Source organism: Streptomyces sp. NPDC060205 (genome assembly GCF_042728395.1).
Classification (GTDB): domain Bacteria; phylum Actinomycetota; class Actinomycetes; order Streptomycetales; family Streptomycetaceae; genus Streptomyces.
The window spans coordinates 1-12,137 of record NZ_JBHWZP010000286.1 but is presented as its reverse complement, the minus strand read 5'-3'; the positions used below and the strand labels follow the sequence as shown (position 1 = coordinate 12,137).

At 72.4% G+C, this 12,137-nt stretch carries 14 protein-coding genes; 1 reads left to right on the top strand and 13 read right to left on the bottom strand.

Translation table 11 applies throughout. The features are described from left to right. Nucleotides 1–41 precede the first annotated feature (41 nt). The 11 genes from lgt to hisI all read right to left on the bottom strand — a co-directional run bounded on the left by lgt (nucleotide 42) and on the right by hisI (nucleotide 9,336). The gene (gene lgt, locus ACFWGJ_RS34490) at nucleotides 42–1,040 is read right to left on the bottom strand and encodes a prolipoprotein diacylglyceryl transferase (protein WP_387332474.1); all 999 of its coding nucleotides are present in this window, start codon (nucleotides 1,038–1,040) and stop codon (nucleotides 42–44) included. A 110-nt stretch (nucleotides 1,041–1,150) separates the two neighbouring features. Then, nucleotides 1,151–1,927 (bottom strand): DsbA family protein, encoded by a 777-nt coding sequence (locus ACFWGJ_RS34485; RefSeq protein ID WP_387332472.1) that lies wholly within the window; start codon nucleotides 1,925–1,927, stop codon nucleotides 1,151–1,153. A gap of 94 nt (nucleotides 1,928–2,021) precedes the next feature. Then, nucleotides 2,022–2,837, bottom strand: coding sequence for a tryptophan synthase subunit alpha (gene trpA, locus ACFWGJ_RS34480; RefSeq protein ID WP_387332470.1), 816 nt, complete (start codon nucleotides 2,835–2,837; stop codon nucleotides 2,022–2,024). Further along, on the bottom strand, nucleotides 2,834–4,126 hold the full coding sequence (gene trpB / locus ACFWGJ_RS34475) for a tryptophan synthase subunit beta (protein ID WP_387332468.1): 1,293 nt from the start codon (nucleotides 4,124–4,126) through the stop codon (nucleotides 2,834–2,836). Before trpB ends, trpA begins: the two co-directional genes overlap by 4 nt. Before the next feature lie 165 nt (nucleotides 4,127–4,291). Then, nucleotides 4,292–4,555: a tryptophan biosynthesis modulator TrpM gene (trpM, locus tag ACFWGJ_RS34470; protein WP_387332466.1), complete on the bottom strand. Its 264-nt coding sequence runs from the start codon at nucleotides 4,553–4,555 to the stop codon at nucleotides 4,292–4,294. A 9-nt stretch (nucleotides 4,556–4,564) separates the two neighbouring features. Beyond that, nucleotides 4,565–5,374: an indole-3-glycerol phosphate synthase TrpC gene (gene trpC / locus ACFWGJ_RS34465; RefSeq protein WP_387332464.1), complete on the bottom strand. Its 810-nt coding sequence runs from the start codon at nucleotides 5,372–5,374 to the stop codon at nucleotides 4,565–4,567. A 183-nt stretch (nucleotides 5,375–5,557) separates the two neighbouring features. Further along, on the bottom strand, nucleotides 5,558–6,025 hold the full coding sequence (locus tag ACFWGJ_RS34460; protein ID WP_387332462.1) for a DUF2752 domain-containing protein: 468 nt from the start codon (nucleotides 6,023–6,025) through the stop codon (nucleotides 5,558–5,560). Between the two features lie 89 nt (nucleotides 6,026–6,114). Then, nucleotides 6,115–6,348 carry an HGxxPAAW family protein gene (locus ACFWGJ_RS34455; RefSeq protein ID WP_387332460.1) on the bottom strand — a complete coding sequence of 78 codons (234 nt, stop codon included), beginning with the start codon at nucleotides 6,346–6,348 and terminating at the stop codon, nucleotides 6,115–6,117. A 248-nt stretch (nucleotides 6,349–6,596) separates the two neighbouring features. Next, nucleotides 6,597–7,238 (bottom strand): TIGR02234 family membrane protein, encoded by a 642-nt coding sequence (locus tag ACFWGJ_RS34450; protein WP_387332458.1) that lies wholly within the window; start codon nucleotides 7,236–7,238, stop codon nucleotides 6,597–6,599. Nucleotides 7,239–7,399: 161 nt separating this feature from the next. Beyond that, the gene (locus ACFWGJ_RS34445; protein WP_387332456.1) at nucleotides 7,400–8,887 is read right to left on the bottom strand and encodes an anthranilate synthase component I; all 1,488 of its coding nucleotides are present in this window, start codon (nucleotides 8,885–8,887) and stop codon (nucleotides 7,400–7,402) included. Between the two features lie 11 nt (nucleotides 8,888–8,898). Beyond that, nucleotides 8,899–9,336 carry a phosphoribosyl-AMP cyclohydrolase gene (gene hisI / locus ACFWGJ_RS34440; protein ID WP_387332454.1) on the bottom strand — a complete coding sequence of 146 codons (438 nt, stop codon included), beginning with the start codon at nucleotides 9,334–9,336 and terminating at the stop codon, nucleotides 8,899–8,901. Between the two features lie 141 nt (nucleotides 9,337–9,477). On the opposite strand from hisI, the gene ACFWGJ_RS34435 reads away from it, so the two are divergent. Beyond that, the gene (locus tag ACFWGJ_RS34435; RefSeq protein WP_387332452.1) at nucleotides 9,478–10,113 is read left to right on the top strand and encodes a TIGR03085 family metal-binding protein; all 636 of its coding nucleotides are present in this window, start codon (nucleotides 9,478–9,480) and stop codon (nucleotides 10,111–10,113) included. Between the two features lie 61 nt (nucleotides 10,114–10,174). On the opposite strand, the gene ACFWGJ_RS34430 is transcribed toward ACFWGJ_RS34435, so the two are convergent. Both ACFWGJ_RS34430 and ACFWGJ_RS34425 read right to left on the bottom strand, forming a co-directional pair. Beyond that, a complete protein-coding gene (locus ACFWGJ_RS34430) occupies nucleotides 10,175–11,443 on the bottom strand; it encodes an MFS transporter (RefSeq protein WP_387332450.1) in 1,269 nt (422 codons plus the stop codon). A 29-nt stretch (nucleotides 11,444–11,472) separates the two neighbouring features. Beyond that, nucleotides 11,473–12,060 carry an ArsR/SmtB family transcription factor gene (locus ACFWGJ_RS34425; RefSeq protein WP_387332448.1) on the bottom strand — a complete coding sequence of 196 codons (588 nt, stop codon included), beginning with the start codon at nucleotides 12,058–12,060 and terminating at the stop codon, nucleotides 11,473–11,475. Nucleotides 12,061–12,137: the final 77 nt, after the last annotated feature.

The window sequence follows — 12,137 nt, the reverse complement described above, 5'->3', positions numbered from 1 at the left end:
CCCCGGAACTCGGGGCGCCCCCTTCCGCGTACCCGCGGAGGTCAGGACTTCTTGGCCGACCCGGCCTCGTCCTTGTCCTCCACCTTGTCGTCCGCCTTGTCCACTGCCTCGGTCTTTTCCTTCTCCTCTGCGGAGTCGGAGTCCGCGGCCTCTGCCTCGGTGTCGTCCTCGGACTTCTTGTCCAGGTCCGGCGCGGCGCCGTCCTCGTCCGTGTCGTCGTCCGGGGCGCCCGGCTCGACGACCTCTTCGCGGCCCGGCCTGCTGCGCGCCGACAGCACGATGTAGAGCACGGCGAGCAGGAAGACGACGATCGAGGTCCAGCCGTTCAGACGGAGCCCCAGGAAGTGGTGGGCCTCGTCGACACGCATGTACTCGATCCAGAAACGGCCTACGCAGTACGCGGCGACGTACAGCGCGAAGGCGCGGCCGTGGCCCAGCTTGAAGCGGCGGTCGGCCCAGATGACGAGGACCGCGACACCGATGCACCACAGCGACTCGTACAGGAACGTCGGGTGGTAGTAGCCGGGCTCCCTGCCGTCCGTCACGGACGTGATGTGCAGCGCCCAGGGCAGATCGGTCTCGCGCCCGTACAGCTCCTGGTTGAACCAGTTGCCCCAGCGGCCGATGGCCTGCGCGAGGGCGATCCCGGGGGCGAGGGCGTCGGCCCAGGCCGGCAGCGGGATGCCACGGCGGCGGCAGCCGATCCAGGCGCCGACCGCGCCGAGCGCGATGGCCCCCCAGATACCGAGGCCGCCCTCCCAGATCTTGAAGGCGTCGACCCAGTCCTGACCCTCGCTGAAGTACAGCTGGTAGTCGGTGACGACGTGGTACAGACGCCCGCCGACGAGGCCGAACGGCACGGCCCACACGGCGATGTCCGCGACGGTGCCTGGCCGGCCGCCGCGCGCGACCCAGCGCTTGTTGCCGAGCCAGACGGCTACGAAGACGCCGATGATGATGCAGAACGCGTAGCCACGCAGCGGAATGGGGCCGAGGTGCAGCACACCGCGCGAAGGACTGGGGATATAGGCAAATTCCATGGCGGGGTCGACGCTACCCTGCCGGGCGGCACGTCGGGCAACCCGCCCGGGCTACGGCTCCATAACGAGACCGGGCGGGACCCTGCCGATCGGAGGGCCCCGCTCCGGGCTCACGCCTTGTCTGCCTGCTGGACCATCTGCTTCAGCTTGGCCGGGGTCATCGACTGGTCCTGGTAGATGTTCTTGCCGTTCAGCAGGACCGTCGGGGTGCCGCTGAAGCCGCCGCTCTGGAAGGCCTGGTGGGACTTGGCGACCCAGCTGTCGTGCGTGCCGCCCTCGACGCACTTCCTGAACGCGCCGGTGGTCAGCCCGTCGACCTTGCCGGCCAGCTCGATCAGCTTGTCGTTCTTCGCGTACGCGTCGTCCGTCTCGGCGGGCTGGTTCTCGAACAGCACGTCGTGGTACGCGGGGAACTTCCCGGCGTCCTGGGCGCACGCGGCGGCGTTGGCGGCGCGCAGCGAGCCGCTGCCGCGCATGTTCCCGTCGATCAGGGTCGCCAGGTGGTACTCCACCTTCAGCTGTCCGGATTCCGTCAGCTCATGGACCGTCGAGCGGTAGCCGTCCTCGAAGCTCTTGCAGGCCGGGCAGCGGAAGTCCTCCCACACGGTGAGGGTCGACTTCGCGCTCTCCTTGCCGACGGGGATGGCGAGGCTGTCGTCGCCGTTCGCCCCCGAGGGAGCCGTCAGCGGGCCCGCCTCGGTGTCCGCCTTGCCGTCGCCCGAGTTCGCGGCGAGGACGCCGATCACTCCGGCCAGGGCCAGTACGCAGACGATCGCGCCGCCCACGACCAGCACCCGGCGGCGCTTGTCGGACTTCTTCTGCTTGTCTCGCTCTTCCGCCAGCCGCTCGCGGGCGGTGCGCTTTCCCTCACGGTTCTTCTCGCTCACATCCCGCAGAACGAACCGGGGAGGCGCACCGCGCCTCCCCGGCCCCAGGTCCACCCGTTCGAGTGAGTGAACCGTTCATCACCACATCGTGTGACTACACCGCGCCGCGCACGCCCTCGGCGAGGTCGGCGGCGAGCGCGCGCACACCCTCCAGGCCCGCGGTCTCGTCGGGGGCGTCCAGCATCAGCTTCACGAACGCCGAACCGACGATGACGCCGTCGGCGAAGCCGGCCACCTCGCGCGCCTGTACGGCGTTCGAGACGCCGAGGCCGACACAGACCGGGAGGTCGGTGGTGGCCTTGGTGCGCCGGACGAGTTCCTGTGCCTGGGCGCCCACGGACGCGCGGGTGCCGGTGACGCCCATCAGCGAGGCCGCGTACACGAAGCCGGAACCGGCCGCGGTGATGTCGGCGAGGCGGGCGTCCTTGCTGCTGGGCGCGACGACGAAGACGGTCCCGAGGCCGTGCTTGTCCGCGTGCTCCCTCCACAGGGCCGACTCCTGGACGGGCAGGTCGGGCAGGATGCACCCGGCGCCGCCCGCCTCGGCCAGCTCGGCGGTGAAGCGCTCCACGCCGTAGCGGTCGATGGGGTTCCAGTACGTCATCACGAGGACGGGCTTGCCGGTCGCCTCGTACGCCTCGCGGACCGTGCGCATCACGTCGGCGATCTTGACGCCGCCGCGCAGGGCGATGTCGTCGGCGGTCTGGATGACGGGTCCGTCCAGGACGGGGTCGCTGTGCGGCAGCCCGACCTCGACGACGTCCGCGCCGCCGTCGAAGACGGCCTTGATCGCCGCGATACCGCCGTCCACGGTCGGGAAGCCGGCCGGCAGGTACGCGATCAGCGCGGACCTGCCCTCGGCCTTCGCCCCGGCGAGGGTGTCACTCAACAGCTGTACGTTGCCGCTCACTTGGCGTCCCCCTCGATCTCCGCGGTGTCGCTGTCGGCGTCCGCCTCGACGACGGCGTCGGCGCCCTCGTCGTACAGGCCGAAGTAGCGCGCGGCCGTGTCCATGTCCTTGTCGCCGCGGCCCGAGAGGTTGACGACGATCAGCCCGTCCGGGCCGAGTTCCCTGCCGACCTCCAGGGCGCCCGCGAGCGCGTGGGCGCTCTCGATGGCCGGGATGATGCCCTCGGTGCGGGACAGCAGACGCAGGGCCTGCATGGCCGCGTCGTCCGTGACGGCGCGGTACTCGCCCCGGCCGCTGTCCTTGAGGTAGGCGTGCTCGGGGCCGATGCCCGGGTAGTCGAGTCCGGCCGAGATCGAGTAGGGCTCGGTGATCTGGCCCTCCTCGTCCTGGAGGACGTAACTGCGGGAGCCGTGCAGGATGCCCGGCTCGCCGGCCGTGAGGGTGGCCGCGTGCTCGCCGGTCTCGATGCCGTGTCCGGCGGGCTCGCAGCCGATGAGGCGTACGTCCGCGTCCGGGATGAAGGCGTGGAAGAGGCCGATGGCGTTCGAGCCGCCGCCGACGCAGGCGATCGCCGCGTCGGGCAGGCGGCCCGCGCGCTCCAGGATCTGCCGGCGGGCCTCGACGCCGATGACGCGGTGGAAGTCGCGGACCATCGCCGGGAAGGGGTGTGGTCCGGCGACCGTGCCGAACAGGTAGTGGGTGCGGTCGACGTTGGCGACCCAGTCGCGGAACGCCTCGTTGATGGCGTCCTTCAGCGTGCGGCTGCCGGACTTCACGGCGATGACCTCGGCGCCGAGCATGCGCATCCGGGCCACGTTCAGGGCCTGGCGCTGGGTGTCGATCTCACCCATGTAGATGGTGCATTCGAGGCCGAACAGCGCGCAGGCGGTGGCCGTGGCGACGCCGTGCTGGCCCGCGCCGGTCTCGGCGATGACGCGGGTCTTGCCCATGCGCCTGGTGAGCAGGGCCTGGCCGAGCACGTTGTTGATCTTGTGGGAGCCGGTGTGGTTGAGGTCTTCCCGCTTCAGGAAGATCCGGGCGCCCCCGGCGTGCTCGGCGAACCGCTCGACCTCGGTGAGGGAGCTGGGCCGGCCGGTGTAGTGGACGAGCAGGTCGTCCAGTTCCCGGGCGAACTCGGGGTCGGACCTGGCCTTGTCGTACTCGACGGCGACCTCGTCCACGGCGGCGACCAGCGCCTCCGGGATGAACTTGCCGCCGAACGCGCCGAAGTAGCCCTCGGCGCTGGGGATGCGACCCTCGGGGTCGGGAATGAAGAACTCGCTGGACATGCGGATACCTCACAGGGGCGTCGGCCCCGGGATGGGAAGGAATGGGATCGCGTAGGTCTCATCTGCGGTTCGGCAGCGCCCTTCAGGGGCGCGGGGAACTGCGCCACCAGCCCCCACCGGCCCGCAGATTCACAACGGGCATCCAGCGGAACGCAAGGACGCGGCTCAGCTCACCGCAGGTGACACGCGCCGACGCCATCGCATGCCATTCACTTGACCCGGCTCATCGCCGATGACATACCGCACCCGCCGCCCGTGCACCCGCCGCGCCGGCGCCCGGCAGCCGCGCGGACGGCAGCCGCGGGCGAGGCGCGCGTAGGGGCCGGCAGCCGCCGGGAGTCCCGCGGCGACGGACCGGACGCACGCCGGACCGCCGTCGGGGCGGGAGCCCGGACGGACGGTCGTGGCGGGGGTGCGGCCGACGCTCATCGGGAGTGGTCAGCCCCGTCCGTGCCGCAGCGCGGGGTGCGCGCCGGCGGCGACCAGGTCGGAGACGGCCGTCTTCGGGTCCCGGCCGGTCACCAGGGACTCGCCGACCAGTACGGCGTCGGCGCCCGCGTTCGCGTAGGCGATGAGGTCGTGCGGGCCGCGCACCCCGGATTCGGCGATCTTCACGATGTGCGCGGGGATCTCGGGCGCGATGCGCTCGAAGGTGCCGCGGTCGACCTTGAGGGTCTTGAGGTTGCGCGCGTTGACACCGATGACCTTCGCCCCGGCCTCCACCGCCCGGTCGATCTCGTCCTCGTCGTGCACCTCGACGAGCGGGGTGAGCCCGATGGACTCGGCGCGCTCGATGAGGGACTCCAGGGCGGGCTGGTCGAGGGCGGCCACGATCAGCAGCGCGAGGTCGGCCCCGTACGCGCGGGCCTCCCACAGCTGGTACGACGTGACGATGAAGTCCTTGCGCAGCACCGGGATGTCGACCCGGGCGCGGACGGCCTCCAGGTCGGCGAGCGAGCCGCCGAAGCGGCGCTGCTCGGTGAGCACGGAGATGACGGCCGCGCCGCCCGCCTCGTAGTCCGCGGCGAGGGCCGCGGGGTCGGCGATCGCGGCGAGGGCGCCCTTGGACGGGCTGGAGCGCTTGACCTCGCAGATGACCTTGACGCCGTCGCCGCGCAGGGCCGCGACACCGTCCTTGGCGGGCTGAGCCTTCGCGGCGCGCTCCTTGAGCTCGTCGAGGCTGACGCGCGCCTGCCGTTCCGCGAGGTCGGCACGGACTCCGTCGATGATCTCGTCGAGCACACTCACGCGAGCGGCCCCCTTCCAGACGGTGAACGGTTGAAGCGGTTTGGCGGTTGCAGCGCTTCTGCTGTCGACCGGGGTGTCGTCGCATCGGACGAAACCGGTGGTCACTGCGATGGTATCCGCAGGAGGGCTTCGGCCTCACATCCGGTTGACGCCGGTCCCACTACCTGGACGTTCCCTGGTTGATCAAGGGTGCAGCCAGCCACCGAACGGCAGGTTCCGGACAACGGTGAAGACCAGCGACAACGCGCCCAGGCTCCACAGCAGGGGCGGCCCGGGATCGATGCGCGTCGGGCGGCCCCGGGCCGTGCGGATCACCCAGACGGTCCACAGCACGGCGAAGGCCAGATAGCCGAGCACGGCGAGCGCGTTGGCCCCCAGCGCCGTCCCGAGATCGCCGTGCGCGACGGCGTGGGCGCTGCGCAGTCCTCCGCAGCCGGGGCAGTACAGGCCCGTGTAGCGCAGCAGGGGGCAGGCGGGGTAGTGGCCGGGTTCGTTCGGGTCGACGGCTCCGACGTACGCGAAGGCCGCGGCGACGGCCAGGAGAATCCCGCCGGGCACGGCGAGGCGTCGCACCGCGGCCACGGCTGCGGAGCCGGAAGCGGAGCCGGGCGGGGGCGTCACTCTCCGGGATTCGGCGTTCACGCGTCGCATTGTGCCGCGCCGAGGGGTCGGCCGCACGGGGCGGGAGGCGGTCCCGGCGCTCCACGCACCGGATCCGCCTCCTGGGCGGCGCGCCGGGGTCAGCTCTCGGCCGACGCGACCTGGTGGGTGGGGTGCGCGTTCTTCGGCTGGCCGAGGCCCGCCGCGCGCATCGCCATGCCGACCACGCCGCCGAGGACGACGATCACCATGCCGGCCCAGAAGCCCAGCGGGCTGGCCAGCACCATGAAGGCACCGGAGACGCAGAAACCGATGAAGGCGATGATGACACCGGTCCAGGCGGCCGGGGTGTGGCCGTGGCTGCTGCCCGCCATGACTTGCTCCTCGTTGCTGTACGTGAATGAGCCGGACGCTCACTCCCATTGTCCCGCACGCTCGTGTGTGCGGTGAGCGCGGGGCCCCTCGGGGGCCGTCCCGCGGACTGAGGGGTTCGTGACCGGCCGCGGCCCGGTGGGGGCCGTTCGCGCAGTTCCCCGCGCCCCTCAAAAGCGGGGCTGCGCCCCAGCCTTTGCCTTTCGGGGGCCGGACCCGCACCCGGAAGCGCGGCCCGCCGTCAGAACGGTCACGCCCCCGTGGGGTCCTCGCCGCGGTCCAGCGCCTTCCAGATCTCCTCCGGGCGGTCGGGATCGACGGGCGCCCGGGCCCGCCGCACCCGAGGCGTCCCGTCCCGCTCGTACCGCCCCGACATGGTCGGCCACGACCGCCCGTACCGCAGGGCCAGCAGCCCCGCGAGGAGCAGCAGCAGACCGCCCGCCGCGGCCACGTACGGCCACCCGGTGTGCGTCATCGTGTCCACGGTCGCGGCGGTGTCGCCGGTCGCCGCCGCGGCCTTCTCGTCCAGCGCGGAGCTGTCGGAGAGGCCGAGGAGCGCCGAGGCGATCGTGCCCGCGCCGGACAGCGCGAGGAGTCCGGCGACCAGGAAGCGTCCGGCCCTGCGGACGGCGAAGACGGCGACGAGGGAGGCCAGTCCCACGATCGCCAGCGCGGCGGGGACGCCCGTGACGTCACTGCCTGAGGCGCTCAGCGGGAAGTCGCCGCCGGCCACGGTCGCCGTGCCGCCCGACCAGCCGCGCCGGGTGGCGAGCAGCACGAGGGCCGCGCCGAGCGCGCCGGACAACAGGGCGACGGCGAGGCTCCGGCGGCCGGAGCGGGCGGGTCCGGGGGCTTCGGATCGGGGGTGCGGTACAGCAGTCACGTACCCCACTATCGCCTGAACTCCGGGCGAACCGTCACCCGAGGACACGTGAGCCGCGTCGCACTGCCCGCGAATGTCTCCTTGTCGACCTTGTCGCGGATCTCGCGGGAGAGCCTGTCGGCGCCCCCGTCAGCTGGGCCGCTCCGGGCCGGCCGGACGGGGGGGGTCCGTCAGGAGAGGCGGTTGGCCGTGTGGACAGCCCGCAGGACCGCCGCCGCCTTGTTGCGGCACTCGGTGTCCTCGGCGACGGGGTCCGAGTCGGCGACGACCCCGGCGCCCGCCTGCACGTACGCGGTGCCGTCCCGCAGCAGGGCCGTACGGATGGCGATGGCGGTGTCGGAGTCGCCGGCGAAGTCGAGGTAGCCGACGCAGCCGCCGTACAGACCGCGCCGCGAGGGCTCCAACTCGTCGATGATCTGCATCGCGCGGGGCTTGGGAGCGCCCGAGAGCGTGCCGGCGGGGAAGCAGGCGGTCAGTACGTCGAAAGCCGTACGCCCCTCGGCGACCTTGCCGGTGACGGTCGACACGATGTGCATGACGTGGGAGTAGCGCTCGATGGACATGAAGTCGACGACCTCCACGGAGCCGGGTTCGCAGACCCGGCCCAGGTCGTTGCGGCCCAGGTCGACGAGCATCAGGTGCTCGGCGCGCTCCTTGGGGTCGGAGATCAGCTCGTCGGCGAGAGCCTGGTCCTCCTGGACGGTGGCGCCGCGCGGCCGGGTGCCCGCGATGGGGTGGACCATCGCCTGCCCGTCCTCGACCTTGACCAGGGCCTCCGGGGAGGACCCCACGACGTCGAAGCCGTCGAAGCGGAAGAGGTACATGTACGGGGAGGGGTTGGTCGCCCGCAGTACCCGGTAGACGTCCAGCGCGCTCGCCGTGCACGCCGTCTCGAAGCGCTGGGAGGGGACGACCTGGAAGGCCTCGCCGGCCCGGATGCGCTCCTTGATGTCGTCGACGGCGACCTGGTAGTCGGGGCCGCCCCACAGCGCGGTGTACTCGGGGAGTTCGGACGGCGGGAGCGCGGCCGGGGGCTGCGAGACGGGCCGCGAGAGGTCCGCCTCCATGGCGTCGAGGCGGGCCACGGCGTCGTGGTAGGCCTCGTCGACGCCGGAGTCGAGGTCGTTGTGGTTGATCGCGTTGGCGATCAGCAGGACCGAGCCGTCCCAGTGGTCCAGGACGGCGAGGTCGCTGGTGAGCAGCATGGTCAGCTCGGGCAGTTTCAGGTCGTCGCGCTCGCCGGGGCCGATCTTCTCCAGGCGGCGCACGATGTCGTAGCCGAGGTAGCCGACCATGCCGCCGGTGAACGGCGGAAGCGCGTGGTCGCCGGCGAGGTCGTGCGGGGTGTGCAGGGTCTCGATGGTGGCGCGCAGGGCAGCGAGCGGGTCACCGTCGGCGGGGACCCCGACGGGCGGGGTGCCCAGCCAGTGCGCCTGTCCGTCGCGCTCGGTGAGGGTGGCGGCCGAGCGGACCCCCACGAAGGAGTAGCGGGACCACGTGCGGCCGTTCTCCGCGGACTCCAGGAGGAAGGTGCCGGGGCGTTCGGCGGCGAGCTTGCGGTAGAGCGCGACGGGTGTGTCGCCGTCCGCGAGGAGCTTGCGGCTGACGGGGATGACACGCCGGTCGGTGGCCAGCTTGCGGAAGGTGTCGAGGTCCATGGCCGCTGACCTTACTGATCCACGGCGGGTACGCCGGAACCGGCGTCCCCGGCATCCGCGGCGCTCCCGGTGCCCCCGGCGTCCTTGAGGAGCACGTCGGCGTCGAAGCAGGTGCGGTCGCCGGTGTGGCAGGCGGCGCCCACCTGGTCGACCTTGACCAGCACGGTGTCGGCGTCGCAGTCGAGCGCGACGGACCTGACCCACTGGAAGTGTCCGGAGGTGTCGCCCTTGACCCAGTACTCCTGGCGGCTGCGCGACCAGTAGGTGCAGCGGCCGGTCGTCAGCGTGCGATGCAGCGCCTCGTCGTCCATCCAGCCGAGCATGAGCACCTCACCGGTGTCGTACTGCTGGGCGATGGCGGGTACGAGCCCGTCGGCGCTGCGCCTGAGGCGTGCGGCGATCTCGGGGTCCAGGCCGCTGGGGCCGCTGGGCGTGGGCGTGCTGGTCATGCCGACCATTGTGCCGCGCCCGCCGTACCTGCCCGGACGGCGTCCACTGGATGAGAGGGGAGGCACCCGGGGGCCCGTTCGCGGCAGATCGGTGGCCGGGAGAAGTGGGCGGACCGCCGGGGCGGTCGTAGGCTGGCAGGCATGTCGACCCATGCGAAGCGTGAACGACTTCTCCTCGCCGACCTGTTGGAGGCCGAGGGACCGGACGCCCCCACTCTGTGCGAGGGCTGGAACACCCGCGATCTCGCCGCCCATGTCGTGGTGCGCGAGCGCCGCCCTGATGCCGCCGGCGGCCTCTTGATCAAGCAGCTCGCGTCGCGGCTCGACCGGGTGATGGCGGAGTTCGCCGCGAAGCCGTACGAGGAGCTGATCCAGCTCATCCGTACGGGCCCGCCGCGTTTCTCGCCGTTCAACCTCAAGCAGATCGACGAGGCGTCGAACGCGATCGAGTTCTACGTCCACACCGAGGACGTACGCCGGGCCCGGCCCGACTGGGTGCCCCGGGTGCTCGACCCGGTCTTCCAGGACGCCCTGTGGTCCCGCCTGGAGCGCGTCGCCAGGATGATGGGCCGGGGCGCGCCCACCGGCCTGGTCCTGCGCCGCCCGGACGGCCAGACGGTCGTCGCCCACAAGGGCACCCCCGTGGTGACGGTCACCGGCGAGCCCTCCGAGCTGGTCCTCTTCGCCCACGGCCGCCAGAGCGTGGCGGACGTGGAGGTGGACGGCGACAAGGACGCGATCGCCAAACTCCAGGAGACGAAGCAGCTGGGCCTGTAGGCCGGTCGGGCGACCACCCGCGCCCGGGCCCTTCAGGGGGCTCGGGCGGTCGCTCGGGCAGCTAGCGCGGCAGTTCCGCCCGGCGCAACGCCCCGCAGGCCAGCCCCGTCAGCCCGCCGAGCGCGCACACGCCCGCGCTGGCGGCGAAGACGGGTCCTGTTCCCCAGAGTGCGATCGCCGCGCCGGTCAGCGGGAACGTGAGCGGGGCGAGCCCCAGGCTGAAGAGGTTCGCCACGGAGGTCACCCGCCCGGTGAACGCGGGATCCGACTCGGTCTGGATCAGCGCCCCGCACAGCGCTCCGCTCAGCCCGGTGAGCAGACCGACGGCGAGCGCCGTGCCGACGGCCGCGGCGAGCGTGGGCACGTACGCGAGTGCCCCCACGGCGACGGCGCCGACGGCGATCGTCACGGACAGCACCAGCCCCGCGCGCGGCACCCTCCCGCGCACGGCCAGCAGCAGGGACGTCGCGCCCGCCCCGGTCCCGAAGCCGGCCAGCACCCAGCCCATTCCCGTGGCGCCCCAGCCGCGTTCGTCCGCGAGGAGGGTCAGCCCGACGTTCAACGGCCCGACGAACCCGAGATCGCTCAACGCGATGACGACCATGAGCCGGGCGAGGACGGGGTCGCGCCGGATGTACTCCACGCCGTCCCGCAGATCCCGTGCGGCCGTCGGCCGGGAAGGCGGTTCCTGTCCGGCGCCCCCGTCCTGCGGTCGGCTGCGCATCCGTACGGCCGTCAGCAGCGGCAGTGCCACCGCGAAGAGCAGCGCCGCCGCGCCGAAGGCCGCCGCGGCGCCGCCGAGGGCCACGCCGAGGCCGCCGAGCGGGGCGCCCACGACGGCCGCGAGACGGCTCGCCATGCCCCGCATGCCCTGCACGCGGGCCAGTTGGCCGCGGACGGTGATCCGGGCCGGCAGCGCGCCGAGCGCGGGCATGACCACGGCGTCGACGACGCCGAAAACCAGGGCGAGCAGCCCGAGCAGCCACAGTCCGGGACTGCTCACCAGCAGCAGGGCGGCGACGGCGACCACCGCCGCGCACCGCACGCCGCCGCCGGCGATCAGCACGCGACGCGGGCCGAAACGGTCGGCGATCACTCCCCCGCCCAGCATGAGCAGGGCGCGCGGCACGGCGCTCGCCGCCATCACGAGCCCGGCCTGCGAGGGCGTACCGGCCTGTACGGCGGCCCAGGACAGCGCCACGTAGTAGACGTTGTCGCCGATCGCCGAGGAGGTGTACGCGCCGAGCCAGCGCAGGACGTCGGGGTCGCGGTGGGCGGGGCGGTCGGGGGCTGGCTGGGCGGCTTCGGAGATCGCGGGAGTGACGGTCACGTCGGTGGCCTCCTGGGACGCACGGACTGTCAGGTGCGGAACGGGAACGCGAGCGCGTGCAGCGCGACGTTCTCGCGCCCTTCGGTGTCGCCGGCGGCCTCCGCGGCCCGCCCCTTCTCGTCGTACTTCTTCGCGAGGGCCAACAACTCGGCGCTCAGCTCGGCGAGTTCGGCGGCGGTCAGCCGCAGCAGGGACTCGTTGTCCGGGGCGGCGGAGTTCCACTCGGGGCCCCAGGTGAGGCGTTCGTCGAGGTAGCGGCGGTACATGTCGGACCGCTGCTGGTGGAAGAGCCGGGTGGCGGCGAGGTGCGCGGCGGCCCGCTCGGGTGCGTCCCGGAAGTCCTTGTCCCTGATGCTCACGCCCTGGGTGGCGGGCTGCCACCAGCGTTCACGGGCGTCGCCGCTCTGCGGGTCGGCCGCCTCGATCAGCCCGTGCTCGGCGAGTTTGCGCAGGTGGTAGCTGACCAGGGAGACCGCTTCGTCGACCTGCTCGGCGAGCTGGGAGGCGGTGGCGGTGCGGGCCACGCACAGGCCCCGGTAGAGCTGCATCCGCAAGGGGTGGGCGAGGGCCTTGAGGGTGCCGAGGTCCGTGATCGGTTGGTTCTCCGTGCCGCTCATGACGTCCACCGTAGATACGAAAGAAAAGTTGCGCAATAAAAACTGCGCAACTTTTCTTTCCTGTCCCGCTGTTCCTC

Coding starts and splice junctions, on each gene's coding strand:
- hisI (WP_387332454.1), bottom strand. CDS start 9,336: ATGACCAGCACGCCCACGCCCAGCGGCCCCAGCGGCCTGGACCCCGAG.
- trpB (WP_387332468.1), bottom strand. CDS start 4,126: ATGTCCAGCGAGTTCTTCATTCCCGACCCCGAGGGTCGCATCCCCAGC.
- trpM (WP_387332466.1), bottom strand. CDS start 4,555: ATGAGCGTCGGCCGCACCCCCGCCACGACCGTCCGTCCGGGCTCCCGC.
- ACFWGJ_RS34435 (WP_387332452.1), top strand. CDS start 9,478: ATGTCGACCCATGCGAAGCGTGAACGACTTCTCCTCGCCGACCTGTTG.
- ACFWGJ_RS34455 (WP_387332460.1), bottom strand. CDS start 6,348: ATGGCGGGCAGCAGCCACGGCCACACCCCGGCCGCCTGGACCGGTGTC.
- lgt (WP_387332474.1), bottom strand. CDS start 1,040: ATGGAATTTGCCTATATCCCCAGTCCTTCGCGCGGTGTGCTGCACCTC.
- ACFWGJ_RS34445 (WP_387332456.1), bottom strand. CDS start 8,887: ATGGACCTCGACACCTTCCGCAAGCTGGCCACCGACCGGCGTGTCATC.
- ACFWGJ_RS34425 (WP_387332448.1), bottom strand. CDS start 12,060: ATGAGCGGCACGGAGAACCAACCGATCACGGACCTCGGCACCCTCAAG.
- ACFWGJ_RS34460 (WP_387332462.1), bottom strand. CDS start 6,025: ATGCGACGCGTGAACGCCGAATCCCGGAGAGTGACGCCCCCGCCCGGC.